Here is a 26,268-nt window from a genome sequence, read left to right as displayed (position 1 = left end):
TGTGCCTTCTCCGTTGGTATGCGAGGGGAGAACCCACAACACCAGGGGATATCCGCCTCTGTTGCCGGAGCTGTGGGTGGTGTGTCGCGGGCTGGCGGGTTATGTGTGCGATGGTGGGAAGTAGGCGGCCAGCGGTGACTCAGCCGCATCCCGGCTCAGTAGGTGACCGTGATTCGTTGTGTGATTGGGTTGATGTGGGTTTGGCCGCCGTACGGGAGGAGTTGTTGGGGGTCGGTGTGGCCGATGTCGAGGCCCTTGACGACGACCGCGTTCGGGTTGTACTCGGCGAGGGCGCGGTCGACTGCGAGGTACTGGTCCGTGACGTAGGCGACGGACTCCGCCGGGGTCACCTCATGCATCAGGGACGAGGACTTCGGGCGGCCCCAGACGACGGCGTCGAAGCGTTCGAGCAGGCCGCGTTCGCCGAAGTTGCGGAGGATCCGGTAGACGTCCTCGGACGACGGCATCTCCTCGCTGGTCTCGCCGAACAGCACACCGCCGTACGACTCGGTCGGGAGCATCCAGCGGTTTGCGGACAGTTGCCAGTCGAGAATCTCGATGCAACCGCCCCACAGCTTCCCGCTGACTGCCTGCGACCCGCTCCAGGTCCAGCCGGTGCCGGGGAACAGCGGCGGCTCGGTCGCCAGGTTCTCCGGGACGTTCCAGTCGTGGTCGTGGTCCGTCCAGCCCTTCGCGGGCGTCAGCTCGAACTCGCCGCCGGTGAACATCGCCGCGCGCAGCGAGCGCTCGGTGTCCGGATGCATCGCGCCGCCGCGGCCGAACTGGACCATCACGCTGCCGCCGTGGAAGGCCGGCAAACCCAACGAATACAGGAAGTTCAGCAGGTTCGTGTTGTCGCTGTAGCCGAAGAACGGCTTCGGGTTCGCCTGGAACACCGCCGGATCGAGGTGCTTCAGCACGGTGATCTGGTCGTCGCCGCCGATGCTCGCGAAGACCGCGCGGATCGACGGATCGGACCACGCCGCATGCAGGTCGGTGGCCCGCTCCTGCGGTGTCGACTGCAGCTTGCGGGTCGTCGGGTACTCGACCGGGATCAGCCCGAAGTCGTCCCGCAGTCGGCGCAGCCCGAGCTCGTACGGACCCGGGAAGATCTCCGGCAGTCCACGAGACGGCGAGACGATCGCGACCTTGTCACCAGGCTGAAGCATGGGGCGACTGTACGACGCTTCCGCCCCGGGCGTGACTGGTTTTAGACCCCGATCGGGTGCCAAACGGTCTTCAGTTCGAGGTACTGCGTGAGGCGCGACAGGCCCTGGTCCGCGGACCAGTCCTCCTCGGCGGGACGGCGTACCCGCTTGAGATTGCCGGCTGCGGCGATCTCCAGGTCGCGGGCCTCGTCGTCGGACGTGATGCCGCACAGGTCGATCGCGTTCACGTCGTCGTGCGACGCCAGCCACGGCCCGATCTCGGACGCCGACCCGGTGAGGAGGTTGACCACACCACCCGGTACGTCGGAGGTCGCCATCACCTCGCCCAGCGTCACGGCCGGCAGCGGACGCTCGTACGACGAGACCGCGACGACCGTGTTACCGGAGACGATCGCGGGCGCGATCACGCTGGTCAGGCCGAGCAGACTGGAGTCCTGCGGAGCGAGCACCGCGACCACACCGGTTGCCTCGGGCAACGAGAAGTCGAAGTACGGACCGGCCACCGGGTTCGAAGAGCCGACCACCTGGGCGAGCTTGTCGGCCCACCCGGCGTACCAGACCCAGCGGTCGATCGACGCGTCCACGACCGCGCGGGCCTTGGAGATCGACAGGCCTTCACCAGCGGCGACCTCGGCGCTGAACTGCTGGTGCCGGCCCTCCATCACCTCGGCGATCCGGTACAGCACCTGACCGCGGTTGTACGCCGTCCGCGCGTGCCAGCCGCCGAACGCCTTGCGGGCCGCGACGACCGCGTCCCGGGCGTCCTTGCGGGAGGCCTGCGACGCGTTCGCGAGAAACTTGCCCTTGGCATTGTTCACGACGTACGACCGGCCGGATTCGCTGCGGGGGAAGGCGCCGCCGATGTAGAGCTTGTAGGTCTTGCGCACTTCGAGCCTTTGCGTGTCAGTGGGCAAGGTAGGCCTCCAGACCGTGGCGACCGCCTTCGCGGCCGTAGCCCGACTCCTTGTAGCCGCCGAACGGCGACGTCGGGTCGAAGCGGTTGAACGTGTTCGCCCAGACCACGCCGGCGCGCAGCTGGTTCGCCATCCAGAGGATCCGGGAACCCTTCTCGGTCCAGATCCCCGCGGACAGGCCGAACGGGGTGTTGTTCGCCTTCTCGACCGCCTCGGCCGGGGTCCGGAAGGTCAGCACGGACAGCACCGGGCCGAAGATCTCCTCGCGGGCGATCCGGTGCGCCTGGGACACGCCGGTGAACACCGTCGGCGGGAACCAGTAGCCGTTGGCCGGCAGTTCGCACTCCGGCGACCAGCGCTCGGCGCCTTCGTCCTCGCCGATCTGCGACAGCTCGCGGATCTTCGCCAGCTGGGCCGCCGAGTTGATCGCGCCGATGTCGGTGTTCTTGTCCAGCGGGTCGCCGACGCGCAGCGTGCCCATCCGGCGCTTCAGCCGCGCGAGCACCTCGTCGTACACGCTCTCCTGGACCAGTAGCCGCGAACCCGCGCAGCAGACGTGGCCCTGGTTGAAGAAGATGCCGTTGACGATGCCCTCGATGGTCTGGTCGATCGGCGCGTCCTCGAAGACGATGTTCGCCGCCTTGCCGCCGAGCTCCAGCGTGACCGCCTTGTGCGTGCCGGCGACCGACTTCGCGATCGCGCGGCCGACGGCGGTCGAGCCGGTGAACGCGACCTTGTCGACGTCCGGGTGCTCGACCAGGGCCTGACCGGTGCGGCCGGCGCCGGTGACGATGTTCACCACGCCCGGCGGCAGATCGGCCTGCTGGCAGATCTCCGCGAACGCCAGCGCGGTCAGCGGGGTGGTCTCGGCCGGCTTCAGTACGACGGTGTTGCCGGCGGCCAGCGCGGGCGCGATCTTCCACGCCAGCATCAGCATCGGGAAGTTCCACGGGATCACCTGGCCCGCGACACCCCACGGCTGCGGGTCGTCGCCGACGCCGGCGTAGTCGAGCTTGTCGGCCCAGCCCGCGTAGTAGAAGAAGTGCGCGGCCACCAACGGGATGTCGACGTCGCGGGACTCGCGGATCGGCTTGCCGTTGTCCAGCGACTCCAGCACGGCGAGCTCACGGGCGCGTTCCTGGATCAGCCGTGCGATCCGGAACAGGTACTTGGCCCGGTCCTTGCCGCTCATCGGGCCCCAGACCTTGTCGAACGCCTTGCGCGCGGCGCGAACGGCCTTGTCGACGTCCGCGGGCCCGGCCTCGCTGACCTCCGCGAGCACCTCCTCGGACGCCGGGGACACGGTCTTGAACGGCTTCCCGTCCGTCGCCTCGACGAACTGGCCGTTGACGAACAGCCCGTACGACGACTTGATGTCGACGATCGCCCGCGACTCGGGGGCCGGTGCGTACTCGAATCTGCTCATGCCTGTCAGTCCAAGGTGAAGTAGTCGGGGCCCGGGTAGTGCCCGGTGGCCAGCTTGGTGCGTTGCATCAGCAGGTCGTTCAGCAGGCTGGACGCCCCGAAGCGGAACAGCTCCGGGTCCAGCCAGTCCGGGCCGGCCGTCTCGTTGACGGTGACCAGGTACTTGATCGCGTCCTTCGCGGTCCGGATCCCGCCGGCCGGCTTGACGCCGATGTGCAGCCCGGTGGCCTCGTGGTAGTCGCGGACCGCCTCCAGCATCACCAGCGTGACGGGCAGCGTGGCCGCGGGGGACACCTTGCCGGTGGACGTCTTGATGAAGTCCGCGCCGGCCAGCATCGCCAGCCAGGACGCCCGCCGTACGTTGTCGTAGGTGACCAGTTCGCCGGTCTCCAGGATCACCTTCAGGTGCGCGTCGCCGGCCGCCTCGCGGATCGCGGCGATCTCGTCGAAGACCATCGCGTACCGCCCGGACAGGAAGGCGCCGCGGTCGATCACCATGTCGACCTCGTCGGCGCCGGACGCGACCGCGTCCTTGGTGTCCTGGATCTTGATCGCGAGGCTGGAACGCCCACTGGGGAAGGCGGTTGCGACACTCGCCACGTTGATGCCGGTGCCCTGCAGCTCGCGCTTCGCGGTCGCGACCAGGTCCGGGTACACACAGACCGCGGCGACCTGCGGCGCGGTCGGGTCGGCCGGGTCGGGCCGTTTCGCCTTCGCGCACAGGGCCCGCACCTTGCCCGGGGTGTCCTGGCCCTCCAGCGTGGTCAGGTCGATCATCTGGATCGCCAGGTCCAGCGCGTACTGCTTCGCGGTGGTCTTGATCGACCGGGTGCTCAGGGTGGCGGCGCGGGCCTCCGCGCCGACCTGGTCGACGCCCGGCAGCCCGAGCAGGAACCGGCGCAGCCGATCCTCGGACGAGGTCACGTCGGCCAAGCTGTCGACGCCGCTGTCGAGTGTGGTCACCCACGGCAGTCTAGTGCCGTTCCGGACTGCCGGTTACTTTGTGCGGGTGAAGTCGAAATCGCCGGAGAGCGAGCAGTACCTGTCCGCCTCGAACCGGATCACCGGGTCCATCGTGATCGTGATCGGGGCGCTCGGCCTGGTCGACATACTGCTGGAGTGGCGGACCGCGACCGGGCTGCTGGTCGGCAGCGTCATCGGGATGTTCATGGTGCTGGCGTACGTCGGCCTGATCCGGCCGTCGGTGACCCTCAGCCCCGAGCACCTGCTGCTGCGTAACCACCTGCGCGATCACCAGATCCCGTGGTCGAAGGTGACCGGCGTCGATGTGACCGACATCCTCCGGGTGCACACCGACGGCGACCGTTTCCGCGCCCCCGGCGTCCAGCTGGTCATGCGAGACCTTCGCAAGCAGCGGGTCGGCGGCCGCAAGCTCGCCGCCGACAGCTCGATCTCCAAGGCCGATTTTGTCGTCAACCGGGTCGAGCACCACCTGGAGCAGTACGCCGGGAAATCCCAGGGCGAGGTGGTCAGCGGCTGGGCGAGGCCCGAGCTGACCGTCCTCGGCGTCCTGGCCGTGATCGCGGTCGTCGCGGCCGTGGTCCGCTGACCGGCGCGTGCTCACCCGGCGCGCATTCGTCCGCACCGGCGCCGCCGCGGCAGTGACCGGTGTCGCCGCGGTGGCTGCCCTGGAAACGGGCGTCGTCCCCGGCCGGGCCCGAGTGCACGATCTACTCGGCCTCACCGGCCCGGACGGCGTCGTACCTGACGTACCCGCGGGTCCGGTGGTGTCCGGGAGCTTCGACTCGTTCGGTCGCCGTACAAAGGTCGGCTACAGCGTCATCTACCCGGACGGGTACGACGCGTCGGCCGAGCTGCCCGTCGTCCTCGTCCTGCACGGTCGTGGGGGCGACCACACGTCGGCTGTCAACGACCTCGGCATCGACCGGTACCTGACCGCCGCGGTCCGGGCAGGTACGCCGCCGTTCGCGCTGGCGACCGTGGACGGCGGCCAGGACAGCTACTGGCATCGCCGGGCCGACGGCAACGATCCCGGGTTCATGCTCGACCAGGAATTCCTTCCCCTGCTGGCCCGTAGCGGGCTGCAGACCAGCCGGTTCGGCGTCCTCGGCTGGTCGATGGGCGGGTACGGCGCTCTGCTGTGGGTGGCCCTGCACTACTGGCAGCGGCGGGTCGGGCCGTCCGCGCGAGCCGTCGCGGTCGGTGCGCTCAGCCCGGCGCTGTGGCGCAGGTACGCCGAAGCACAGCCGGGAGCGTTCGACGACGCCGCGGACTTCGAGCGCAGCCAGGTGTTCGACCGGCCCAGCGGATTCCGAGACGTTGCCGTCCGCATCGACTGCGGCCGCGACGACCCGTTCGCCGACGCCGCCCGGGAGCTCCGCGAGCAGTTGCAGGCATCCGGCGGGCAGCAGGCCGGCGTACACACTCCCGGCTACTGGCGGCGCATGCTTCCTGACCAACTGCGATTTCTGGGCGAAAAAGTCGGCCGCTGACGGAACTGTGGTGTGAATCGCCGCGTCAGAGCCCGTGTTCAACCCCTGAGTGAACCCCTGTGCACTCCAGGATTGGTCCGACAGGTCCCTAGACACATCGAGAGTGGAGCTCATGGTCAACCTCTCCCGCTACACCCTGCGTGGCATGGCCACCGTCGGTGCCCTGGCCGGCTTCGCCGCGCTGGCGCTGCCGAACGCCCAGGCCGCGCAGACCTCCAGCACGACCAAGACGGCTGCGACGGCCGCAACGGCGACGACCGCCGACCCGGCGATTCCGAACGGCGCCCAGCCGATCGTCATCGGTAACCCGCCGGCTGGTGACGGTGTGACCACCAAGTCGTCGCTGACGAACGTCGTGCGCTACAACCGCCTGTACAAGACGGGGCCGATCACCCCGTCGAAGTGCAAGGAGGTCAACGTTTCGCTGCGCACCTACACCGGCGTCAACCAGTACCTCTCGCAGCTGTTCCGCTGCACCTACGCCGAGTGGGCGCTGCCGCTGAAGCAGGCCGGTGCGGCGTACAAGGTGGCCCCGAAGCTGGTTGTCACCACCGCGCGGACCATCAACTCGTACTGCGGCACGGTCACCGACACCGCGTTCTTCTGCGCGTACAACGGTAAGTCCTGGATCTACATGCCGACCGGCCAGATCATGAGCTTCTGGAAGTCGAGCCCGACGCTTGCCCGGGCGTACGCGACCAACACGCTGGCGCACGAGTACGGTCACCACGTCCAGTGGCTGACCGGCATCCTGAACGCGTCCTGGCAGCGTCAGCGCGCCTTCAGCACCTACGCCGCGCAGCTCGAGGAGAGCCGCCGTCGTGAGCTGCAGGCGTCCTGCCTCGGTTCGGCCAGCATCGGCGCGAACAAGCGCTACTACCCGATGGCCGGTGGCCTGTACCAGCAGTGGGTCTACGTCGTCACGAACTCCGGCGACCAGCCGGGCGGCGTCCGTGACCACGGCTCGCTGAAGAACCACCGGTTCTGGTCGTTCGCCGGCTTCAACGCGGCGCGCAGCTACGCCGTCGCGGGCAACTGCAACACCTTCAACGCCACCTCTGCCTACGTCTCCTGACGTAAGTACGTAACTCAGCCGCCCGGTACGCGTTGGCGTACCGGGCGGCTGTTTCTTTTTGGCGACACCTGCACGATCTGCGATCGTGTGGTTACTTGTTTCGGGTGCGGACGCCCTAGAGTTCTTGAGTCGAGCATCGAACGGCAGGAGTCACAGTGAACTACGACGAGTTCAACACCGAGTACGCGAAGGTGCTGGACAAGATCAAGAGCGGCCGGAGCACCTGGTCGGAGCTGTCCGGGCACGTGACCCGGCTGCGGCAGGCGACCGCGGGGATCACCGTGCCGGTTGAGCGCACCCAGGTCGACCACGACCTCGCGGCGCTGAGCCAGATGGTGGACATGTCCCGGCGTACCAACGACAAGGAGGACGTCTGGACGGTCACGTCCGAGGCGATCCGCCGCGCCAGCAGCCAGGAGGGTTCGGTCGCCGACCGGATCGCCCGGATCGACGCGGCCATCAGCGACATCTCCGCCCTGGCGAACCGGAACCCGGACGAGCGGGACGCGCTGATGCAGTCCACCAGCACGCTCCGCATCCTGCACTCGTCGCTGCAGAGCTCCCTGCACGCCGAGGAAGCCGAAGCGGCCGCAGCCGCCCGCTGAGCTCCAGAGCCACCCGCCAGGTGTTCTGAAGCTTAGATCCCTGCCGCGGCAGCCAGATCGGTCTTGACGGCTGCCAACGCGGTGGCTGCCTGAGCGCGTGCCGCGGTGACGTCCGTTGTGACCGGGACGACCACCTCGAGGTAGCACTTCAGCTTGGGCTCCGTACCCGACGGGCGCACGACCACGCGTGCGCCGTCGGACAGCGTGTACCGCAGCCCGTCCGTCGGGGGCAACGACTCCGACCCCTTGCTCAGGTCGTCGATGCGCTCGACGGCGTACGCCCCGAGGGTTGTGGGCGGCACGGCGCGGAGCCGGTCCATCGCCTGCGCGATCAGTGACAGGTCCTCGACCCGCGCCGACAGCTGGTCGGTCCCGTGCAGCCCGTGCTTGACCGCGAGATCGTCCAGCAGGTCGAGCAGCGTGCGTCCCGCCGCCTTCGCCTGTGCGGCCAGCTGCAGTACCCGGACCAGCGTCGACACGCCGTCCTTGTCCTTCACGGCCGCCGGATCCACGCAGTACCCGAGCGCCTCCTCGTAGCCGAAGACCAGCTCCGGCACCCGCCCGATCCACTTGAACCCGGTCAGCGTCTCGACGTACCGGACGCCGTACGACGCCGCGATCTTGCCGAGCAGCGACGACGACACGATCGAGCACGCGGCGACCCCGTCCGGCCGGGGCGCGAGCAGGAACTCACCAAGGAGCGCGCCCAGCTCGTCACCGCGCAGCATCCGCCAGCCACCGGCGGCTGCAGCGTCCGGGATCGCGACCGCGCACCGGTCCGCGTCCGGATCGTTCGCGACCGCGATGTCGGCGTCCATCGCGCGGGCCAGCTCCAGCGCGGCGTCGATCGCGCCCGGCTCCTCCGGGTTCGGGAACGAGACGGTCGGGAAGTCCGGATCCGGGTCGGCCTGCGACGCGACCACCTGCGGTACGGCGAACCCCGCGCGGGCGACCGCGGCCTCGACCAGGGTCCGCCCGACGCCGTGCAGTGGTGTGTAGGCGACCTTCAGGTCCCTTGGCGCATCGGCCGGCACCAGCTGGGCGATCCGGTCCAGGTAGGCGTTCAGCAGGTCGTCCCCGGTCGTCTGCCAGTCGTCGCCGCGCGGTACGTCGGCCAGCGGGCCGACAGCGGCGATCGCGGCCGCGATCTCGGCGTCGGCCGGCGGCACGATCTGCGAACCGTCACCCAGGTAGACCTTGTAGCCGTTGTCCTGCGGCGGGTTGTGCGACGCGGTCACGACCACGCCGGCGACCGCGTGCAGGTGCCCGATCCCGAAGGCGACGACCGGCGTCGGGGCCGGCCGGTCGAGCAGTACGGCGTCCAGGCCGGCGCCGCGCATCACGGCCGCCGTGTCCTGCGCGAACACCTCCGACTTGTGGCGGGCGTCGTACCCGATCAGGACCGGGCCGTCGGTGAGCCCCTTCGCCTTCAGGTACGCCGCGAGCCCGGCGGCGGCACGGATCACGACGACCCGGTTCATCCGGTTCGGTCCGGCGCCGACGGCGCCGCGCAGACCCGCCGTACCGAACTCCAGGGTGCCGGAGAAGCGGTCGGCCAGCTCAGTGGTGTCCCCGGCGTCCAGCAGCGCCTTGAGTTCGGCGCGCGTGTCGGGGTCGGGGTCCTCGCTCAGCCAGGCTTCGGCGGCGGCCTTCAGATCATCGGTCACTACCGCACGATAACTAATGCCCCGGCTAATGACCTGCGGACTGGCAGGGGCGCGCGCGGAGGTCGGCGACGTAGTCGTCGGGAGCACCGGCCGCCTCGGCGGCCTCGGCCAGGATGCCCAGGTAGCGGGCCGAGGGCAGACCGCCCTCGTAGGCGTTCAGCACGTACATCCAGGCCAGCTGCTCGCCGTCCAGGGTCTGCACCCGGACCTGGATCTTGCGGTAGACGCCCTGGTCGATCCACTCCCACTCGTCGAGGCGCTCGACGTCCTTGGGATGGATGTCGTACAGCGCCACGAAGACCTGGTTGGCGGGGTCGGCCGGGTCCTCGACCACGGTGGCCATCGCGCCCTCCCAACCGAGCTCCTCGCCGCCGAAGGTGAGGCGCCAGCCGGTGATCCAGCCGGTCCCGCGCAGAGGCGAGTACGGGCACCGCTCGGACATCAGGTTCGGGTCCAGATTCGACGCAAACGCGGCGTACAGGGTCACGGAATCAGAGGATACGGAAGAATGACCTCCCGTGGCGCGAGTTGTGATCATCGGAGGCGGTCCAGGCGGGTACGAAGCGGCCAGTGCGGCCGCCCAGCTGGGCGGGGAGGTAACGGTCGTCGATTCCGACGGGATCGGCGGTTCCGCTGTGCTCACCGACTGCGTACCGAGCAAAACCCTGATCGCCACCGCGGAGGTGATGACCGAGGTGGAGGAGGCCGGGGAGCTGGGCGTCCGGCTGGACGACGGCGACGACGACCCGGCGAACTCCGTGCGTGTCGATCTCTCCGTCGTCAACAAACGGGTGAAAGCGCTCGCCACCGCCCAGTCCGAGGGCATCGAGCGCCGGCTGGACCGCGACAAGGTCCGGATCGTCAAGGGCCGCGCCCGCCTGGACGGGCCGGAAACCGTCGTGGTCGGCGACGAGCGCCTGGGCGCCGACGTGATCCTGATCGCTACCGGAGCAAGGCCGCGCATCCTCCAGGGCTCCGAGCCGGACGGCGAGCGGATCCTGACCTGGGAACAGGTCTACGAGCTCGAAGAACTGCCAGAGCGGCTGATCGTGGTCGGCTCCGGTGTCACCGGTGCGGAGTTCGCCAGCGCGTACGACGCTCTCGGCACCGACGTCGTCCTGGTGTCGTCGCGGGACCGGGTGCTGCCCGGTGAAGACGCTGACGCGGCAGCAGTCCTGGAGGACGTGTTCAAGCGGCGCGGACTCACGGTCCTGGGCAAGTCCCGGGCCGAGTCGGTCAAGCGGCAGGGCGACGGCGTCGTGGTGACGCTGACCGACGGCCGGACGGTCGAGGGATCGCACGCGCTGCTCGCGGTCGGGTCGCTGCCGAACACCGACGACATGAACCTGGTCGAGTCGGGCGTGTCGCTGACCGACGGCGGGTTCGTCCAGGTCGACCGGGTCTCCCGGACCACGGCCCGCGGCGTCTACGCGGCCGGCGACTGCACCGGCGTACTGATGCTGGCCTCGGTGGCCGCCATGCAGGGCCGGATCGCGATGGCGCACGCGCTCGGCGACGCCGTCACGCCGTTGGACCAGTCAACGGTCTCGGCGAACGTCTTCACCGCGCCGGAAATCGCGACGGTCGGGCTGACCCAGGCGGTGGTCGACGCCGGCGGCAGTACGGCGATGGTCGTGAAGGTGCCGCTGGCCGACAACGCCCGCGCCAAGATGCAGGGCGTCCGGGACGGTTTCGTCAAACTCTTCTGCCTCCCCAACACCGGCATCGTCGTCGGCGGGGTGGTCGTGGCCCCACGCGCCAGCGAACTCATCCACCCGATCTCCCTGGCCGTCGGCGCCCGCCTCACGGTCGACCAGGTAGCCCAAGCCTTCACCGTCTACCCCTCCGTCTCCGGCTCGGTCGCCGAAGCCGCCCGCCGTCTGCACCTGCGCTCATGAAGTTCCTCGTGCTCTGGCAGATGGAGTTGAGCCTGCTGTCGCCGGAGATGGCGCGGGCCGTCGGGGCGATGCCGGAGTACGGGGAGCGGCTGGAGCGCGAGGGGAAGGTGCTGTCGCGGTACCACGTGGTCGGCTCGCACGGTGGGGCGTGGATCTACGACGTGGACTCGCACGAGGAGTTCGAACGCTTGCTGGGGCGGGCTCCGGTGTTCAACTTCGCGCGGTACACGGTGCATGCACTGGCCGAGATGCAATCCCCGCGTCCGGGCGATTGACGCGCCCGCGGCCGATTGGGATCGTGTTTGCAGGGGGTAGCCCATGTTCGAGGATCGCAGCGACCTCGCCGTCGACCGGCATCTGGTCGTCAGTGGTCGATTGCGCGCGCGACGGTTGCAGCTCGGGCTGACACAGAAGCAGCTGGTCAGCCGGCTGGCGCGGCGGGGGATCAGGACCACCAACAAGACACTGTCGAGTTTCGAGCACGGAGCCGGCGTCGACGTCGTCCGCCTGCCGGAGCTGGCCGGCGCACTCGACTGCACCGTCACCTACCTGCTCGGCCTCACCGACGACCCGGCCCGCTGGGAGCCCGATCGCTCCGGAGTGCTGGACAACCGCCCGGTCGCGCGACCCGCGGTGCTGAACTCACCAGGTGTCGTCAGCCGGCCGGACGCTCACTGGATCCTCGGCCCGGACGTCCCGGCCCGGCCGCCCAGACGCTGATTGACCAGTCCCAGGTGGTACGCCGAATAGTGGCGTAAGGCAACCAATTGGGCAGTGGTCAGCCGGTCGCAGACCCAGTTCCAGTGCATCGACACCCAGTCGCCCGGGTGCAGGGGACCGATCAGGCTCACGCCGTCGAACCCCCGGTTCACCGTCTCCCGGCAGGGCACGCCGAGGGTGAGTCGCGTGCCGTCCCACACCAGCGGCCGCGATTCCGCGACGACCTGGTCGGCGCTGACCGTGATCACCCGTCCCCACCGGATCCGGCATTGGTCGAGCACCTGCAGCGCGTGCTCGGTACGGCGCTCGTCGAGCAGCAGGTTGGCCCACGGATACAGGCAGAACACCTGGAAGCTGTGATGGGGAAGGCCGCCCTCGGCGTCGCCGGCCCGGTCCAGCAGGCGATTGCCGATCCAGTAGGCCTCGACCACCTCGCCGTCGAGTGGGTCCGCCGTACCGGTGGCCGCGGCGATCGTCCGCAACTGTGGCCAGGCGCCCTCGAACTGCTTGGCCAGCGCGCGGAAGCCGGTGCCGGCGCGGCCCGGAGCGCCGAACTCGAGCAGGGCACCGGTGTCGGCAGGCCCGCAGTACCCGAGCAGGTTGGGCGCGTACGCGTACCGGAGGAACAGCGCCGAGCCGTTCACAGGTCGGCCCCGAAGAACGCGAGCGCGTCCGCGGCCCGCTCCCGCGACATCCGCTCGAGTGCGAAGCCACTGTGGATCAGCACGTACTCACCGGGCGCGACCGGGCTGTCGAGCAGCGACAGGTTGATGTCGCGGACGACGCCCGCCACCTCGACCCGGCCGAGGTCCGCGCCGTCCAGGCAGTCGACCACCCGGCCGGGAATGCCCAGGCACATCAGCTCTCCCGCTCTGTCGCGCCGACCGGCGGGCCGGCGAGCTGTCCGGTGACCACGTCGATCACCATCTGTACGGCGGTCCCGACCGCGTCCTGCACGGCCGCTGAGAGTCCGATCCCGGCGTCGATACAGGCCGGTTCGCAACCGACCACCACCACAGGTCCCACGGTGCCACCAAGTCGCGGCACAAGCGAGAGCACAGCGTCCGGTCCGAGGTCGTGGGCGTCCATCGTGACGTCCTGGCCGGGTTCGGCGCCCGGCTCGGCCTCGATCAGGTAGACCGTGCCGGGCGGACCGCCCCGCTGGACCGCGTCGACCAGCACGACGAGGTCGTACGGTTCCAGCAGTTGATAGGCCAGGTGGATGCCGCGGATCCCGAAGTCCCGCACCTCGACCTCGGCCGGCAGGGACCGCCTGGACAGCTCGTCGACGGCCGCGACGCCGAATCCGTCGTCGGAGCTGAAGATGTTGCCCAATCCGGCGACCAGAACAGTCATGTGACCGGCTCCAATTCGTCCGGGCTGAAGTACAGGTAGCGGCCGTGGGACCGCTGCACCTCGCCCTCCTCGCCGTCCAGGGCGACCGCGACATGGGTGTCGCCGTCGACGTCGGACAGAACGGCGACCACCGTGCCGAAGCGGCCGGTCAGGAACATGTCCTGCGCGTCCGCCCGCCGGATCCCGGGCCGCAGCCGGACCCGCGTACCGTTGCCCACGGCAACTTCGCCGACCTGGACGGTGTCCGTCTCCGGCGAGACCGTGCTGTCGTTGCCCGGATCCCACCACGGCTGGTCGGCCGGCGGCGGTTCGGTCACCTTGCGCAGGTAGCGGATGGTTCCGTGCAGCCGGTCGAGGAACTCCGGCGGCATCGTGTCGACCCGGTCCAGCAGTTCGGCCGCCCGTGGGTCGGTGCCGCGGACCTCGCGCTTCTCCTCGTCGGTCAGCGTCATCGTGCGCAGGCTGAGGATCTCGTCGATCTCGGTGGCGTCGAACAGGTCGCCCTGGCTCTCCGGCGCGATCGTCGGGTGGTCGTACAGGATGATCGGCGAGGACAGCAGCAGGTCGCCGGCCAGCACCGGATAGAGGCCGATGTTCTCGCACTCGCCCGCGAAGCCTCTGGCCCATTCGGGGGGATCCAGCTGCGAGATGAACCGGCTGCCGTCGGCGGCGACCATGACGTGGTGGGCGATCAGCGCCTGCCGGAGAGCTCCGACGCGCTCCGAGCTGCCGTCCGGAGTGGTGTTCTCGACCCGGACCCGGATCCGGGCCACGTTGTACGGGCCCGGCAGCGTTTCGACGGTCAGGGTCACGGTCCCGGTGATCGGGAGCCTGGTGCGGCGCAGGAAGCCGGCCGTGCCGACGGCTTCGACGTCGGTGCCGCCGGGCAGCTTGAACGTCACCTCCCGGGGGAACCTGTACACGTTCGTGGCGAGGTCGACAGTGCGCACCACCGCCTCGTCCCACGGCCGGTACGTCGCATCCTCGGTCTCCAGCGACGTGACCAGGACCCGGTCGGCATCGAGGACCTCCCGGCTCTGCGCCTGCAGGAAGCGCAACCGCACCCGGATCAGCGCCTTGTCGCCGTCGAGCAGGGCCTCGGTCTGCGACCAGGACCGCTCGGACGGATCCACGAGCGAGTAGTCCGGCGGCATCAGCACGCCGAACTGCCAACGGACCCGGTTCTTTCCGTCCGAGGCGCGGTACGGGTAGAGCACATAACCCTCGAACAACAGCGCGTCCGCGATTTCCTGGACGGCGTCGTACCTGTTCATTCCAGCTGTTCCTTCAGGAGTCGCCCGATCGCGTCGTCCCAGCCGGGCAACGCTTCCCGCGTGCGGTAGCGGTACAGCAGGTCGAAGGTGTCCTGGCGCAGCCGCAGCCACGCGGCACCCGGGAAGTGCTGGTCCATCGCCTCCCGCCACACGGCCACCGGCAGCGAGTACGTCGTCTCCTTCTGCCAGGCGACCGGTGTCACCGAGAGGGTGCCGGGGCTGCCGGTGAAGATGGTCCCGTTGAACAGCAGCAACAGCGGTACGCCGTGCTCTCGGACGGCGTACAGGTACTTGTGGGCGGCGACGTCGAAGTCGTAGCTGCACGGCAGGTTGAGGTCGACCTCCGTGGCCTCGGCGAAGCCGGGGACCATCTGGGTGACGAACGCGAGTTGCAGCGGCTTCAGCGTCTCGCCCCAGCGGGACTGGTCGCCGAACAGGTCGGCCAGTCCTTCGGCTTCCTCGTCGGTGTACCGGCGACGGATCGGCTCGATCCTGATCTGGCAGCGCAACGCCAGCGCGTGCACCGGCGTACCGGTCGTCTCTTCGATCCGCAGGCGCATCCGGATCGACGGGGTCGCGGCGTACCGATCGGCCTCGGACCCGGTGCAGGTGAAGTCCAGGTCAACCACGGCTGCGCTCCTGGATGCCGGCGAAGAACGCGTCGATCCGCTGCCAGACTTCCTCGCCGCCGGCGAAGCCTTCCCAGTACTGGCGCACGATCCCGACCAGCTCGTAGCACGCGTCGATCGGGACCAGGTGGCACTCGAACGTGTCGTCGATCCGTCGCAGCAGCACGGCCTCGACGTCCGGGACCAGCTTCTGCAACTGAGGATCGCCGGCCACGACCTCGTTCCAGCCGGCCAGGTCGAGCAGCGACTCGGTGGCGCCACCCGGGCTCGGGTAGAAGGCGACGTACCGGCCCTGATCGGACTGGTAGAAGAGGAACGCCAGGTTGACCGGGATTCCCATCGCGTCCCACTGTGCGGGTGACAGCGTGAAGTCCGCGTTGGACCGATAGTTCTCGGGGACCACGCGGTAGTGTCCGTGCGACGCGCCGCCGTCGGTGAACAGCAGGTAGCAGGCCCGGCAGGCGCACAGCAGCCGGTGGTCCTGGATGTCGGCCAGGTGTGAGTGCTGGGGACCGATCGGTACGGCGCACATCTCGCACTGCTCACCCGGAGCCAGTTGCTCGCGGACGCCGCCGGTGAATTCGCGAAGGACCGCCACCGGATCGACAGCCGGCAGGGGTTTGGATCGCGCCAGTGAACGCAGGGTCGACCGTGGCCTCACGCCGGCTGCACCCCCGGGACGGCGATCTTCCAGCCGGAACCTTCCGGCAGCAGTGGCAGTGCTTCGAGCGGCGGGGCCCCTTCGGGCGTGAGTGCCCGCCCGGCCAGGCGTACGTCGTACTCCGCCGTGCAGCGTGGACAGGTCAACCGGTCGCCGTTCAACCGGCCGTGGTGCAGGCCGGACGAGCACATCGGGCAGGTGTTGCGGTAGGCGAAGTACGTGCCGGCGAGATTGGCCACGAGCACGTCGAGGCCGGCGACGGAGAGATGCTGGATCTGGTCCGGGGGTGGGACCAGATCCAGCCGATGCCAGCTGTCCCGATGGGGCCGGAACGGCTGGATGGTCAACAGGTTCTCCTTCTCCTTCACCATGCCCGCGACGTCCACCGCGATCGCCTCCGGTGCGGCGTCGAGGACGGCGTTCTCGACCGTCAGCCGGACCGTGGCGGTCGAGCCGGGACAGCCCTCGCAGCTGCCCTGCAGGCTCAGATGGACGACGCCGTCGTCGTCGATGCCGAGGTAGTCGATGCCGCCGGCGTGGGAGCCGAGGTACGGCCGGACGGAGTCCAGTGCGCCCTGGATCCGGGTCGCGACGTCGTCCGGGTGGAGATCGTGGAGCAGCAGCAGGCCGGCGACCAGATCGTCCCCGACCAACTGCCGAACCTGCGGCTCGTCGAGCAGGTTCAGCAGTTGCTCGAGGCCGGCGCCGTGCAGTGTCAGCACCGCGCGGACCAGCTCCTCCACCTTGCGGGTGAGCGCCGGATCGGCGCTGCGCTGGACCTCGTCCAGCAGTACGTCGATCCGTTCGCTCAGCGCCTGGACGTCGTGCCGATCCATGCCATCCCCCGGGTCAGTAAGGCTTCACGGCGATGGACGGGGAGTGCAGGTGGGTCTTCTCCCGGCCGTTGCCGACGTACATGTGCACGCCGCACGGCAGGCACGGGTCGAAGCTGCGCACCGCGCGCATGATGTCGATGCCCTTGAACCGGTCCGGCGGGTTCTCCTCGAAGATCGGCGTGTTCTGGACGGCGTCCTCGTACGGACCCGGTGTCCCGTAGCTGTCCCGGACGCTGCCGTTCCACGGCGTCGGCGGGTACGGGTGGTAGTTCGCGATCTTGCCCTCGCGGATCACCATGTGGTGCGAGAGCACGCCACGCACGGCCTCGGTGAACCCGCACGAGATCGCCTCGTCCGGCACCTTGAACGGCGTCCAGGTGTCGGTCCGGCCGGCCCTGACCTCGGCCATCGCCTTCTCGCAGAAGTGCAGCGCGAGCGCGGCCGCGTAGGCCTGGAAGTAGGTCCGGGCCCGGTTCCGCTCGAGCGCGTTGCTCCACCGCGGGATCTTCCACTCGTACTCCGTGGCCGGTTTGAGCGCCGTCCGGGGGAGCTGGATCTTCACACTGTGCCCGGTGGCCTGGATGTAGTCGGTGTTGACCAGGCCGGACAGGGCCGTCGACCACAGGCGCGCGATCGGGCCGCCGCCGGTGTCGAGCGCCAGGTGGTCCGTGCCGTCGAACCAGCGCGGCGACATCGTCCAGCTGTACGCCCCTGCGAAGTCGCGCTTCTGCGGTTTCGGCAACGTGTGCTGGTTCCACGGGTGCCGGACGTCGATCTGGTTGCCGAGCGGGTCGCGTTCGACGAACTTCTCGTGCGCGCCGTCGACCCAGTCGTCGTAGTACGAGCTGCCGAGCAGGATCCGCAGGCCGAGGTTGATGTCGACCAGGCTGTTGGTGACCAGCTTGCCGTCGACGATCACTCCCGGGGTGACGAACATCTTCCGGCCCCAGGACTCCATGTTGCGATAGGTGAAGTCGCAGTACGCCGGGTCTTGCAGGCTGCCCCAGCAGCCGAGCAGGACCCGCCGTTCGCCGACGTGCTCGTAGCCGGGCAGCGCCTCGTAGAAGAAGTCGAACAGATCGTCGTGCAACGGCACGACCTTCTTCATGAACTCGATGTAGCGCATCAACCGGGTCAGGTAGTCGGTGAAGAGCTGGATCGTCGCGACCGTGCCGACACCGCCGGGGTAGAGCGTCGACGGGTGGACGTGCCGGCCCTCCATCAGGCAGAACATCTCGCGCGTGTAGCGGCTGACGTGCAGTGCCTCGCGGTAGAACTCACCCTCGAGCGGGTTCAGCGAGCGCATGATGTCGCCGATGGTCCGGTAGCCGTGGTCGCCGGCGTGCGGCGCCTCGGTCCGGTTCGCCAGTTCGAGGACGCTCGGGTTGGTCTCCTTGACCATCCGCTCGCAGTAGTCCACGCCGACCAGGTTCTCCTGGAAGATGTTGTGGTCGAACATGTACTCCGCGGCCTCGCCGAGGTTCACGATCCACTCGCCGAGGTGTGGCGGCGCGACGCCGTACGCCATGTTCTGCGCGTAGACCGAGCAGGTGGCGTGGTTGTCGCCGCAGATCCCGCAGATCCGGCTGGTGATGAAGTGTGCGTCGCGCGGGTCCTTGCCCTTCATGAAGATGCTGTAGCCGCGGAAGATCGACGAGGTGCTGTGGCACTCCTCGACCGTCTTGGACTTGAAGTTCACGTTGGCGTAGATGCCCAGGCTGCCGACGATCCGGGTGATCGGGTCCCAGGCCATCTCGACGACGTCGGAGCTCTTCTCGTCAGTAGGCCTGAGTTTGGGATCGGTGGCGGTCATGGCCTACCACACCTTCTCGTAGCCGGTGGTGAGCTCGGAGCCCTTGTGCCGCCACTTGGGTTCCTTGTTGTTCTGGTTCAGGGTGTACTTGCGCAACCTGCGGATCACGGTGCCGTACACCATGCTCGCGGTGGTGGAGACCTTGCTGCCGAACGGTTCGTCCATGAACGGCATGAACTTGTCCGGGAAGCCGGGCATCGTGCAGGCGATGCAGATGCCGCCGACGTTCGGGCAGCCGCCGACGCCGTTGATCCAGCCGCGCTTGGGCACGTTGCAGTTCACGACCGGACCCCAGCAGCCCAGCTTCACCAGGCACTTGGGGGAGCCGTACTCCTTGGCGAAGTCGCCCTGCTCGTAGTACCCGGCCCGGTCGCAGCCCTCGTGCACGGTGCGGCCGAACAGCCACTGCGGTCGGAGCTCGGAGTCCAGCGGGATCATCGGGGCCTGACCGGCCACCTGGTAGAGCAGGTAGACGAGCGTCTCGGACAGGTTGTCGGGGTGGATCGGGCAACCTGGCACACAGACGATCGGCAGGCCGGCCTTCGACTTCCAGCTCCAGCCCAGGTAGTCGGGCACCCCCATCGCACCGGTCGGGTTGCCCGCCATCGCGTGGATCCCGCCGTACGTCGCGCAGGTGCCGACGGCGACCACCGCGGTGGCCTTCGGCGCCAGCCGGTCCAGCCACTCGGACGTCTTCATCGGCTGCCCGGTGGCCGGGTTGTTGCCGAAGCCGGCCCAGTAGCCCTGGCCGTCGTGGATCGCCTCGTTCGGGATCGAGCCCTCGACCACCAGCACGAACGGTTCCAGCTCACCGCGGTCGGCCTTGTGCCACCAGGCGATGAAGTTGTCCGCGCCGGTCTCCGGGCCGCACTCGAAGTCGATCAACGGCCAGTGCACCGCGATCTTCGGGAGCCCGGGCAGGGCGCCGAGGACGATCTCCTCGATGCTGGGCTGGGTGGCCGCGGTGAGGGCGACCGAGTCACCGTCGCAGCTGAGCCCCCCGTTCATCCAGAGGATGTGGACGACACCCTCGTCAGTCTCGGTCTGCGCCTGTTCCGGCTCCAGTGTCGTGGACACGACCAGCCCTCCCTTGCCGGGAAATCGCCCGGCCTTTCCGACCGTACGTCGGTACTCGCCGGTCCGACAGACACATGTGTCTGCAATTAATGGCGGTATCCGGAAATCCGGGAATCCTGGATTCCATGACAATCCGGGAGGGTCTTTTTTGCCAGTGTCGCACCGTATTCTCGTGCAATGGACGATCCCGATCGCGAGGTGTTCGTCTCGCCCGTGGTCGTGGCGTCGCACAGCTTCCCGGCCAGGCCGGGATCGTTGCCGGACGCCGAGCAGTTCGTCCGCGAGGCGCTCGAGCCGATCACCCTCGAGGTCGAGGAGCGCCAGGCGCTGTACCAGGCGATCACGTCCGCCCTGCTGGCCGCGGCCGGGCCGAAGGACGGGGTGTTCGACGTGACCGTGCGGATCTTCCCTGACGGCGTCGAGGTCGAGGTGCTGCACGGTGCGGGCATCCGGCGGGTGCAGCCGGCCGCGGAACCGTTCGCCGATTGGCTGAACGGCGTACTACGGGTTCAGGGTCTGTCCCAGCAGGCCGCCGCGCAGCGGATCGGGGTGTCGGTGCGGACGATCAGCCGGTGGTTGCGCGGCGACACCGAACCCCGGTTGCGGGACCTGCGACGAGTGCACGAGATCTTCGGTCCATGATCTCTGGCGTGCGCCATTGGGCGGGTTTAGGGTCGATTTGTCCGTTGATCGCGGAATTCGCCATTTCTTTCGCCCGGCGGGGTGAGCATTACGAACGAACCGGAACGTGTGCGTAACCGGGCGCTGGTCACCGGCGTCGTTCAGGGCGTCGGGTTCCGCCCGTTCGTGTACTCGCTGGCGCGCGAACTCGGGCTTTCCGGCCAGGTCGGCAACACCGCGGCCGGCGTCGTCGCCGAGGTCGAGGGACCGGCGGCCGCGGTGGCCGCGTTCGGCGACCGCGTCCGCACGGACGCCCCACCGCTGGCAATGGTCGCGACCGTGACGCTGCAGTCGCTGCCGACGGTGGGAGGGACCGAGTTCGTCATCCAGGCCTCGACGGCCGGATCGGGCCGGACGCTGGTCTCGCCGGATGTGGCGACGTGCGCCGACTGCCTGGCCGAGTTCGCCGATCCGTCCGACCGGCGCTATCGGCATCCGTTCATCAGCTGCACCAACTGCGGTCCGCGCTTCACGATCATCACCGGCCTGCCCTACGACCGGCCGGCCACCACGATGGCCGGCTTCCCGCTCTGCCCGGACTGCGCCCGCGAGTACGCCGATCCGGCCGACCGTAGGTTCCACGCCCAGCCGATCGCCTGCCCCGCGTGTGGTCCGCGGCTGCAGTTGGTCCAGGCCGGCGTCGAGACGGCGTACGGCGAGGCCGCGCTCGCGGCCGCGCACGCGCTGCTGATCGACGGTGCGATCCTCGCGGTGAAAGGGCTCGGCGGCTTCCATCTGGTCTGCGACGCCGGCGACCAGGCCGTGGTGAGCACCCTGCGGAAGCGCAAGGATCGTGGGGACAAACCGTTCGCGGTGATGGCCGCCGATCTGGACACGGCCCGGCGGATCGCCACGGTCGACGCCGCCGATGAGCAACTGCTCACCGACAGCCGGCACCCGATCGTGCTGGTCCGGCGCAAGCCTGGTGCGGCCGTCGCCGAAGCCGTTGCCCCCGGCAACCCCGACCTCGGGGTGATGCTGCCGTACACGCCGGTGCATCAGTTGCTGTTCGACCAACCGGGCCCGTGTGTGCTGGTGATGACGAGCGGCAACCTGTCCGGTGAGCCGATCGTCACCGCCGACGACGAGGCTCTGACGCGGCTGGCCGGTCTGGCCGACGCGTGGCTCGGGCACGATCGCCCGATCCACGTGCCCTGCGACGACTCCGTCGTACGGATCGTGGCCGGTACTGAGCTGCCGGTACGGCGGTCTCGCGGGTATGCGCCGTTCCCGATCGACCTGCCCGTCCCGGTCCGGCCCGCGCTGGCGGTGGGCGGGGACCTGAAGAACACGTTCTGTCTCGGCGACGGGCACTACGCGTGGCTTTCGGCGCATGTCGGGGACATGGACGATCTTGCGACGCTGCAGGCCTTCGAGCGGGCCGAGCGGCACCTCGAGCAGTTGACCGGAGTTCGGCCCGAGGTGCTCGTGACTGACAAGCATCCGTCGTACCGGTCGCGGCAGTGGGCTCAGCTGAACGCGGCCGGGCGGCCGGTGGTCGGCGTACAGCATCACCACGCGCACCTTGCCGCGGTGATGGCCGAGCACCGCTGTCAGGGCCGGGTGATCGGGTTCGCCTTCGACGGGACCGGGTACGGCGACGACGGCGCGGTGTGGGGCGGCGAGGTGCTGCTCGCCTCCTACGACGGGTACGAGCGGTACGCACACCTCAAGTACGTGCCGTTGCCCGGCGGCGACGCGGGCGTCCGTAATCCGTGCCGGATGGCGTTGTCGCACCTGCGCGCCGCCGGTCTTCCGTGGGCGCCGCGGCTGCCGTCCGTGCAGGCGTGCGGCGGGCCGGAGCTGGAACTGCTCAGAACCCAACTGGACAAGGACATCGCCTGTGCTCCGACGTCGAGCATGGGCAGGTTGTTCGACGCGGTCTCGTCGCTGACCGGGGTCTGTCACCGGGCCGGGTACGAAGCGCAGGCCGCGATCGAGCTGGAAGGACTGGTCTCGTCAGATCGACGGCTCGGCGGTTACGAGTTCGCGGTCACAGGGGAGGAGATCGATCCGGCGCCGGTGCTGGCCGGCGTGGTGTACGACGTCCTGGCCGGCGTGGAACCGGGTGTCGTGAGTGCCCGGTTCCACCAGAGCCTGGCCGAACTGATGGTGACGCTGGCCGAGCGGGTCCGCGCCGCCCACGGACTGACCACGGTCGCCCTGTCCGGCGGCGTGTTCGTCAACAGTGTGTTGCTGTCGGCAACTACCAGGGCGTTGACCGGGGCCGGGTTCACCGTGTTGCGGCATCGCCGGGTGCCGCCGACGGACGCCGGACTAGCCCTCGGTCAGCTGGCCGTCGCGGCGCGTCTTCCAGGGAGGGAAACATCATGTGTCTAGCCGTACCGGGCAAGGTCGTGGAGATCCGGGAGGAGGACGGGACCCGGATGGGCCAGGTGGATTTCGGCGGCGTGCTGAAGGACGTCTGCCTGGAGTACCTTCCGGATCTGCAGGTGGGTGAGTACACCATCGTGCACGTCGGGTTCGCGTTGCAGCGACTCGACGAGGAGTCGGCGATGCAGTCGCTGGAGCTCTACCGCAAGCTCGGGGCGCTCGAAGAGGAGTTCGGCGACCAGTGGGGACTGGCCGCCCGGCAGGCCGGCGAACGCCGCCCGCCCGGCACCGATTGGGCTGAGTCGAATTCTAGGGAGGCGCAATGAAGTACCTCGAGGAGTTCAGCGATCCGGTGCTGGCCGGCAAGCTGGTCGAGCAGATCCACGCCACGGTGACGAAACCGTGGGCGATGATGGAGGTCTGCGGCGGGCAGACGCACACGATCGTCCGGCACGGCATCGACCAGCTCCTGCCGGACGGCGTCGAGATGATCCACGGCCCGGGCTGCCCGGTCTGCGTCACCCCGCTGGAGATCATCGACAAGGCACTCGAGATCGCCGCCCAGCCCGGCGTGATCTTCTGCTCGTTCGGCGACATGCTGCGGGTGCCCGGCAGCGGCCGCGACCTGTTCCGGATCAAGAGCGAGGGCGGTGACGTCCGGGTCGTCTACTCGCCGCTCGACGCGCTCCGGGTGGCGCAGCAGAACCCGGACAAGGAGGTCGTCTTCTTCGGCATCGGCTTCGAGACCACGGCCCCGCCGAACGCGATGACCGTCTACCAGGCCAAGAAGCTCGGCATCCCGAACTTCAGCCTGCTGGTCTCCCACGTCCGGGTGCCGCCCGCGATCGAGGCGATCATGCAGTCGCCCAGCTGCCGGGTCCAGGGCTTCCTCGCCGCCGGCCACGTGTGCAGCGTGATGGGTACGTCGGAGTACCCCGAGCTGGCCGAGAAGTACGGCGTACCGATCGTGGTCACCGGGTTCGAACCGCTCGACATCCTGGCCGGCATCCTGCGCACGGTCAGTCAGCTCGAGAAGGGCGAGCACGTGGTCGAGAACGCGTACCGGCGGGCCGTCCAGGACGAGGGCAACCCGGCCGCGAAGGCGATGCTGGCCGACGTGTTCGAGACGACCGACCGGTCCTGGCGGGGGATCGGGATGATCCCGCAGAGCGGCTGGCGACTGTCCGAGCGGTACCGCGAGTACGACGCGGAGTACCGCTTCCAGGTGCGCGACATCGTCACCGAGGAGTCGACCGTGTGCCGCAGCGGTGAGGTCCTGCAGGGCCTCATCAAACCGCACGAGTGCTCGGCGTTCGGAACGCTCTGTACGCCGCGCAACCCGCTCGGGGCCACGATGGTGTCGAGTGAGGGCGCCTGTGCGGCGTACTACCTCTACCGCCGGCTGGAGCAGCCTGCCGAGGTGGTGACGACCGGTGGCTGAGCAAGTCATGTTGCCGGATCCCTCCGTGCCCGATCCGCCGAACTTCGACGGATGGGTCTGTCCGCTGCCGTTGCGCGATCACCCGAACATCGTGATGGGCCACGGGGGCGGCGGACAGATGTCAGGTGAGCTGATCGAGCACCTCTTCGTGCCCGCGTTCGCCAACCCGGTCCTCGGCGGACTGACGGACTCGGCCGTGTTCACGCTCGGCGAGGCCAAGCTCGCGTTCTCGACCGACTCGTTCGTGGTGCAGCCGTTGTTCTTCCCGGGCGGCAGCATCGGGCACCTGGCCGTGAACGGCACGGTCAACGACCTCGCGATGAGCGGCGCGCAAGCGGCGTACCTGTCCTGCGGGTTCATCCTCGAGGAAGGCGTCGAGCTGTCCGTGGTCGCCCGGATCGCGGCGGACCTGGGCGAGGCGGCGCGGCAGGCCGGGGTGACGATCGCGACCGGCGACACCAAGGTCGTCGACGCCGGTCACGGGGACGGCGTCTACATCAACACGGCCGGCGTCGGGCTGGTCCCGGCCGGGGTCGACATCCGTCCGCAGCGGGCGGCTCCGGGGGACGTCGTCATCGTCAGCGGTCAGATCGGGGTGCACGGGATCGCGATCATGAGCGTGCGCGAGGGCATCTCGTTCGGCACCGAGGTGGTCAGTGACTGCGCGCCGCTGAACGGCCTGGTCGCGGCGATGCTCGACGTCTGCCTCGACCTGCACACGCTGCGCGACCCGACCCGGGGTGGTGTCGCGACCTCGCTGAACGAGATCGCCAAGGCGGCCGGGGTGGGCGTCGAGCTGACCGAGAGCAAGCTGCCGGTGCCCGAAGCGGTCGCCAACGCCTGCTCGTTCCTCGGACTCGATCCGCTGTACGTCGCCAACGAGGGCAAGCTGCTCGCGATCGTGGCCCGCGACGACGCGGACGCCGTACTCGCAGCGATGCGGGCGCATCCGCTCGGCGCGGACGCGGCGATCATCGGCGAGTGCGTCGAGGCCCATCCCGGGATGGTCGTGACGAAGACGGCGTTCGGTGCGACGCGGGTGGTGGATACGCCTATTGGAGAACAGTTGCCGCGGATCTGTTAGCGAGCCACTCGTGCCAGGCGTCGAGGCCGTCGCCGCGGGTCGCGGAGACGGGCAGCATCTCGACGTCCGGCTGCAGGCGATGGATCAGGTCCAGGCACAGGTCGACGTCGAAGTCGACGTACGGGAGCAGGTCGACCTTGTTCAGCAGGACGAGGTCGGCGGTGCGGAACATGTACGGGTACTTCGCCGGTTTGTCCGCGCCCTCGGTGACCGAGATGATCACCACCCGGGCCGACTCGCCGAGGTCGAACAGGGCCGGGCACACCAGGTTGCCGACGTTCTCGACGAAGACCAGTGAGCCGTCGGGCGGGTCGAGCTCGGTCAGGCCGCGGCCGAGCATCTCCGCGTCCAGGTGACAGCCGGCGCCGGTGTTGATCTGCACGACCTTCCGGCCGGTCGCCCGGATCCGCTGGGCGTCCAGCCAGGTCTCCTGGTCGCCTTCGATGACGAGGGTTTCGCGGCGGTCGCCGATATCGGTGATGGTGCGCTCGAGCAGCGTGGTCTTGCCGGAGCCGGGGGAGCTCATCAGGTTGATCGCGGTGATGGAACGCTCGGCCAGCCGGTGCCGGGTGGCGGCGGCGAGCAGGTCGTTCTTCGCGAGGATGTCCTGCTCGAGCAGCACGGTCCGGGTCGCGTGGTCGTGGTCGTGCGCATGGTCGTGATCGTGCGGGTGGTCGTGCAGGTGCGCGTGGCCGTGGGGTTGGGCCTGCTCGGGGCCTTCGACCAGGGTGACGCGGGTGGTGGCGTCCTCGCCTCCACATCCGCAGGTGCTGCACATGTCAACGCACCTCCACCGAGACGATCCGCAGTTCCTGACCGGCCAGAATGTCGAGATCGGCACTGCCGCAGTCGCACAGCATGATCGGGTCGTCGAGCGCGAACTCCCGTCGGCAGTCCCGACAGTACGCCCGCCCGGGCGGCTCGTCGATGTCCAGCCGGGCGCCGTCCAGCCCGGTCCCGACGGCCACGATCCCGAAGCAGAACCGGATCGAATCGGTCACCACCCCGGACAGTCGGCCGATCTCCAGCCGGACGGCGGCCACCGGTCCGTCGCCGATCTTCTCGACGATCGCATCGACAATGCTCTCCGTGATGGCGAGCTCGTGCACGCTCCCGACGGTATGCCGGGCCATCC

29 protein-coding genes are annotated in these 26,268 nt (G+C 69.0%); 12 read left to right on the top strand and 17 right to left on the bottom strand.

Features of this window, described 5'->3' with window-relative positions; translation table 11 throughout:
- Nucleotides 1-155: 155 nt before the first annotated feature.
- From E0H45_RS32015 to deoC, 4 genes are read right to left on the bottom strand one after another with little or no spacing between them, the layout of a single operon-like run.
- Entirely contained in the window at nucleotides 156-1,169 is a 1,014-nt protein-coding gene (locus tag E0H45_RS32015; RefSeq protein ID WP_131344380.1) for a S66 family peptidase, read from the bottom strand.
- A gap of 41 nt (nucleotides 1,170-1,210) precedes the next feature.
- On the bottom strand, nucleotides 1,211-2,083 hold the full coding sequence (locus E0H45_RS32010; RefSeq protein WP_131344378.1) for an aldehyde dehydrogenase family protein: 873 nt from the start codon (nucleotides 2,081-2,083) through the stop codon (nucleotides 1,211-1,213).
- Nucleotides 2,073-3,509: an aldehyde dehydrogenase family protein gene (locus tag E0H45_RS32005; protein WP_131344376.1), complete on the bottom strand. Its 1,437-nt coding sequence runs from the start codon at nucleotides 3,507-3,509 to the stop codon at nucleotides 2,073-2,075. The genes E0H45_RS32010 and E0H45_RS32005 overlap by 11 nt, the downstream gene beginning before the upstream one ends.
- A 5-nt stretch (nucleotides 3,510-3,514) precedes the next feature.
- Nucleotides 3,515-4,471: a deoxyribose-phosphate aldolase gene (deoC, locus tag E0H45_RS32000; protein WP_130382741.1), complete on the bottom strand. Its 957-nt coding sequence runs from the start codon at nucleotides 4,469-4,471 to the stop codon at nucleotides 3,515-3,517.
- A 46-nt stretch (nucleotides 4,472-4,517) separates the two neighbouring features.
- Between deoC and E0H45_RS31995 the strand changes: the two genes are divergently transcribed.
- The 4 genes from E0H45_RS31995 (at nucleotide 4,518) to E0H45_RS31980 (ending at nucleotide 7,662) form a co-directional block, all read left to right on the top strand.
- Nucleotides 4,518-5,078: a PH domain-containing protein gene (locus E0H45_RS31995; protein ID WP_131344374.1), complete on the top strand. Its 561-nt coding sequence runs from the start codon at nucleotides 4,518-4,520 to the stop codon at nucleotides 5,076-5,078.
- Nucleotides 5,079-5,085: 7 nt separating this feature from the next.
- On the top strand, nucleotides 5,086-5,982 hold the full coding sequence (locus E0H45_RS31990; RefSeq protein WP_238155453.1) for an alpha/beta hydrolase: 897 nt from the start codon (nucleotides 5,086-5,088) through the stop codon (nucleotides 5,980-5,982).
- Nucleotides 5,983-6,094: 112 nt separating this feature from the next.
- Nucleotides 6,095-7,057, top strand: a complete 963-nt coding sequence (locus E0H45_RS31985; protein ID WP_131344372.1) for a neutral zinc metallopeptidase — start codon at nucleotides 6,095-6,097, stop codon at nucleotides 7,055-7,057.
- Between the two features lie 155 nt (nucleotides 7,058-7,212).
- Nucleotides 7,213-7,662 carry a hypothetical protein gene (locus tag E0H45_RS31980; protein WP_131344370.1) on the top strand — a complete coding sequence of 150 codons (450 nt, stop codon included), beginning with the start codon at nucleotides 7,213-7,215 and terminating at the stop codon, nucleotides 7,660-7,662.
- A 32-nt stretch (nucleotides 7,663-7,694) separates the two neighbouring features.
- On the opposite strand, the gene E0H45_RS31975 is transcribed toward E0H45_RS31980, so the two are convergent.
- A complete protein-coding gene (locus tag E0H45_RS31975; RefSeq protein WP_131344368.1) occupies nucleotides 7,695-9,329 on the bottom strand; it encodes a phospho-sugar mutase in 1,635 nt (544 codons plus the stop codon).
- Between the two features lie 25 nt (nucleotides 9,330-9,354).
- Nucleotides 9,355-9,816 (bottom strand): gamma-glutamylcyclotransferase family protein, encoded by a 462-nt coding sequence (locus E0H45_RS31970; RefSeq protein WP_131344366.1) that lies wholly within the window; start codon nucleotides 9,814-9,816, stop codon nucleotides 9,355-9,357.
- A gap of 31 nt (nucleotides 9,817-9,847) precedes the next feature.
- On the opposite strand from E0H45_RS31970, the gene E0H45_RS31965 reads away from it, so the two are divergent.
- From E0H45_RS31965 to E0H45_RS31955, 3 genes are read left to right on the top strand one after another with little or no spacing between them, the layout of a single operon-like run.
- Nucleotides 9,848-11,227: an NAD(P)H-quinone dehydrogenase gene (locus tag E0H45_RS31965; RefSeq protein ID WP_131344364.1), complete on the top strand. Its 1,380-nt coding sequence runs from the start codon at nucleotides 9,848-9,850 to the stop codon at nucleotides 11,225-11,227.
- The gene (locus E0H45_RS31960; RefSeq protein WP_131344362.1) at nucleotides 11,224-11,502 is read left to right on the top strand and encodes a muconolactone Delta-isomerase family protein; all 279 of its coding nucleotides are present in this window, start codon (nucleotides 11,224-11,226) and stop codon (nucleotides 11,500-11,502) included. Before E0H45_RS31965 ends, E0H45_RS31960 begins: the two co-directional genes overlap by 4 nt.
- A 43-nt stretch (nucleotides 11,503-11,545) precedes the next feature.
- Entirely contained in the window at nucleotides 11,546-11,947 is a 402-nt protein-coding gene (locus E0H45_RS31955) for a helix-turn-helix domain-containing protein (RefSeq protein ID WP_131344361.1), read from the top strand.
- Here the strand turns inward: E0H45_RS31955 and E0H45_RS31950 are convergent.
- Genes E0H45_RS31950 through E0H45_RS31910 form a run of 9 tightly spaced genes read right to left on the bottom strand, consistent with a single transcriptional unit; the run spans nucleotide 11,899 to nucleotide 19,593 of the window.
- On the bottom strand, nucleotides 11,899-12,591 hold the full coding sequence (locus tag E0H45_RS31950) for a DUF6390 family protein (protein WP_131344359.1): 693 nt from the start codon (nucleotides 12,589-12,591) through the stop codon (nucleotides 11,899-11,901). The genes E0H45_RS31955 and E0H45_RS31950 overlap by 49 nt on opposite strands.
- Nucleotides 12,588-12,806 (bottom strand): HypC/HybG/HupF family hydrogenase formation chaperone, encoded by a 219-nt coding sequence (locus E0H45_RS31945; protein WP_131344357.1) that lies wholly within the window; start codon nucleotides 12,804-12,806, stop codon nucleotides 12,588-12,590. Before E0H45_RS31945 ends, E0H45_RS31950 begins: the two co-directional genes overlap by 4 nt.
- The gene (locus tag E0H45_RS31940) at nucleotides 12,806-13,303 is read right to left on the bottom strand and encodes a hydrogenase maturation protease (protein WP_131344355.1); all 498 of its coding nucleotides are present in this window, start codon (nucleotides 13,301-13,303) and stop codon (nucleotides 12,806-12,808) included. The genes E0H45_RS31945 and E0H45_RS31940 overlap by 1 nt, the downstream gene beginning before the upstream one ends.
- Entirely contained in the window at nucleotides 13,300-14,577 is a 1,278-nt protein-coding gene (locus tag E0H45_RS31935; protein WP_131344353.1) for a hypothetical protein, read from the bottom strand. The genes E0H45_RS31940 and E0H45_RS31935 overlap by 4 nt, the downstream gene beginning before the upstream one ends.
- A complete protein-coding gene (locus tag E0H45_RS31930; protein WP_131344351.1) occupies nucleotides 14,574-15,206 on the bottom strand; it encodes a DUF6084 family protein in 633 nt (210 codons plus the stop codon). Before E0H45_RS31930 ends, E0H45_RS31935 begins: the two co-directional genes overlap by 4 nt.
- The gene (locus tag E0H45_RS31925) at nucleotides 15,199-15,804 is read right to left on the bottom strand and encodes a DUF5947 family protein (RefSeq protein ID WP_165546670.1); all 606 of its coding nucleotides are present in this window, start codon (nucleotides 15,802-15,804) and stop codon (nucleotides 15,199-15,201) included. Before E0H45_RS31925 ends, E0H45_RS31930 begins: the two co-directional genes overlap by 8 nt.
- A 59-nt stretch (nucleotides 15,805-15,863) precedes the next feature.
- Nucleotides 15,864-16,703, bottom strand: coding sequence for a NifU family protein (locus E0H45_RS31920; protein WP_131344349.1), 840 nt, complete (start codon nucleotides 16,701-16,703; stop codon nucleotides 15,864-15,866).
- A gap of 13 nt (nucleotides 16,704-16,716) precedes the next feature.
- On the bottom strand, nucleotides 16,717-18,516 hold the full coding sequence (locus E0H45_RS31915; RefSeq protein WP_131344347.1) for a nickel-dependent hydrogenase large subunit: 1,800 nt from the start codon (nucleotides 18,514-18,516) through the stop codon (nucleotides 16,717-16,719).
- A 3-nt stretch (nucleotides 18,517-18,519) separates the two neighbouring features.
- On the bottom strand, nucleotides 18,520-19,593 hold the full coding sequence (locus tag E0H45_RS31910; RefSeq protein WP_202872630.1) for an NADH-quinone oxidoreductase subunit B family protein: 1,074 nt from the start codon (nucleotides 19,591-19,593) through the stop codon (nucleotides 18,520-18,522).
- A 177-nt stretch (nucleotides 19,594-19,770) separates the two neighbouring features.
- On the opposite strand from E0H45_RS31910, the gene E0H45_RS31905 reads away from it, so the two are divergent.
- The 5 genes from E0H45_RS31905 to hypE all read left to right on the top strand — a co-directional run bounded on the left by E0H45_RS31905 (nucleotide 19,771) and on the right by hypE (nucleotide 25,133).
- Nucleotides 19,771-20,235, top strand: coding sequence for a helix-turn-helix domain-containing protein (locus E0H45_RS31905; RefSeq protein ID WP_131344345.1), 465 nt, complete (start codon nucleotides 19,771-19,773; stop codon nucleotides 20,233-20,235).
- A gap of 108 nt (nucleotides 20,236-20,343) precedes the next feature.
- On the top strand, nucleotides 20,344-22,614 hold the full coding sequence (gene hypF / locus E0H45_RS31900) for a carbamoyltransferase HypF (protein WP_202872629.1): 2,271 nt from the start codon (nucleotides 20,344-20,346) through the stop codon (nucleotides 22,612-22,614).
- Nucleotides 22,605-22,934 (top strand): HypC/HybG/HupF family hydrogenase formation chaperone, encoded by a 330-nt coding sequence (locus E0H45_RS31895; RefSeq protein ID WP_131344341.1) that lies wholly within the window; start codon nucleotides 22,605-22,607, stop codon nucleotides 22,932-22,934. Before hypF ends, E0H45_RS31895 begins: the two co-directional genes overlap by 10 nt.
- Nucleotides 22,931-24,049: a hydrogenase formation protein HypD gene (hypD, locus tag E0H45_RS31890; protein ID WP_131344339.1), complete on the top strand. Its 1,119-nt coding sequence runs from the start codon at nucleotides 22,931-22,933 to the stop codon at nucleotides 24,047-24,049. Before E0H45_RS31895 ends, hypD begins: the two co-directional genes overlap by 4 nt.
- Nucleotides 24,042-25,133 (top strand): hydrogenase expression/formation protein HypE, encoded by a 1,092-nt coding sequence (gene hypE, locus E0H45_RS31885; RefSeq protein WP_272949014.1) that lies wholly within the window; start codon nucleotides 24,042-24,044, stop codon nucleotides 25,131-25,133. The genes hypD and hypE overlap by 8 nt, the downstream gene beginning before the upstream one ends.
- Here the strand turns inward: hypE and hypB are convergent.
- Both hypB and E0H45_RS31875 read right to left on the bottom strand, forming a co-directional pair.
- Nucleotides 25,102-25,911, bottom strand: coding sequence for a hydrogenase nickel incorporation protein HypB (hypB, locus tag E0H45_RS31880; RefSeq protein WP_131344337.1), 810 nt, complete (start codon nucleotides 25,909-25,911; stop codon nucleotides 25,102-25,104). The genes hypE and hypB overlap by 32 nt on opposite strands.
- 1 nt (nucleotide 25,912) lies before the next feature.
- Nucleotides 25,913-26,242 carry a hydrogenase maturation nickel metallochaperone HypA/HybF gene (locus tag E0H45_RS31875; RefSeq protein ID WP_131344335.1) on the bottom strand — a complete coding sequence of 110 codons (330 nt, stop codon included), beginning with the start codon at nucleotides 26,240-26,242 and terminating at the stop codon, nucleotides 25,913-25,915.
- Nucleotides 26,243-26,268: the final 26 nt, after the last annotated feature.

The organism is Kribbella soli, assembly GCF_004331345.1.
Taxonomy (GTDB): Bacteria; Actinomycetota; Actinomycetes; order Propionibacteriales; family Kribbellaceae; genus Kribbella; species Kribbella soli.
Note: the sequence above shows the minus strand (reverse complement) of the source record. Positions and strands in the feature narration are given on the sequence as shown.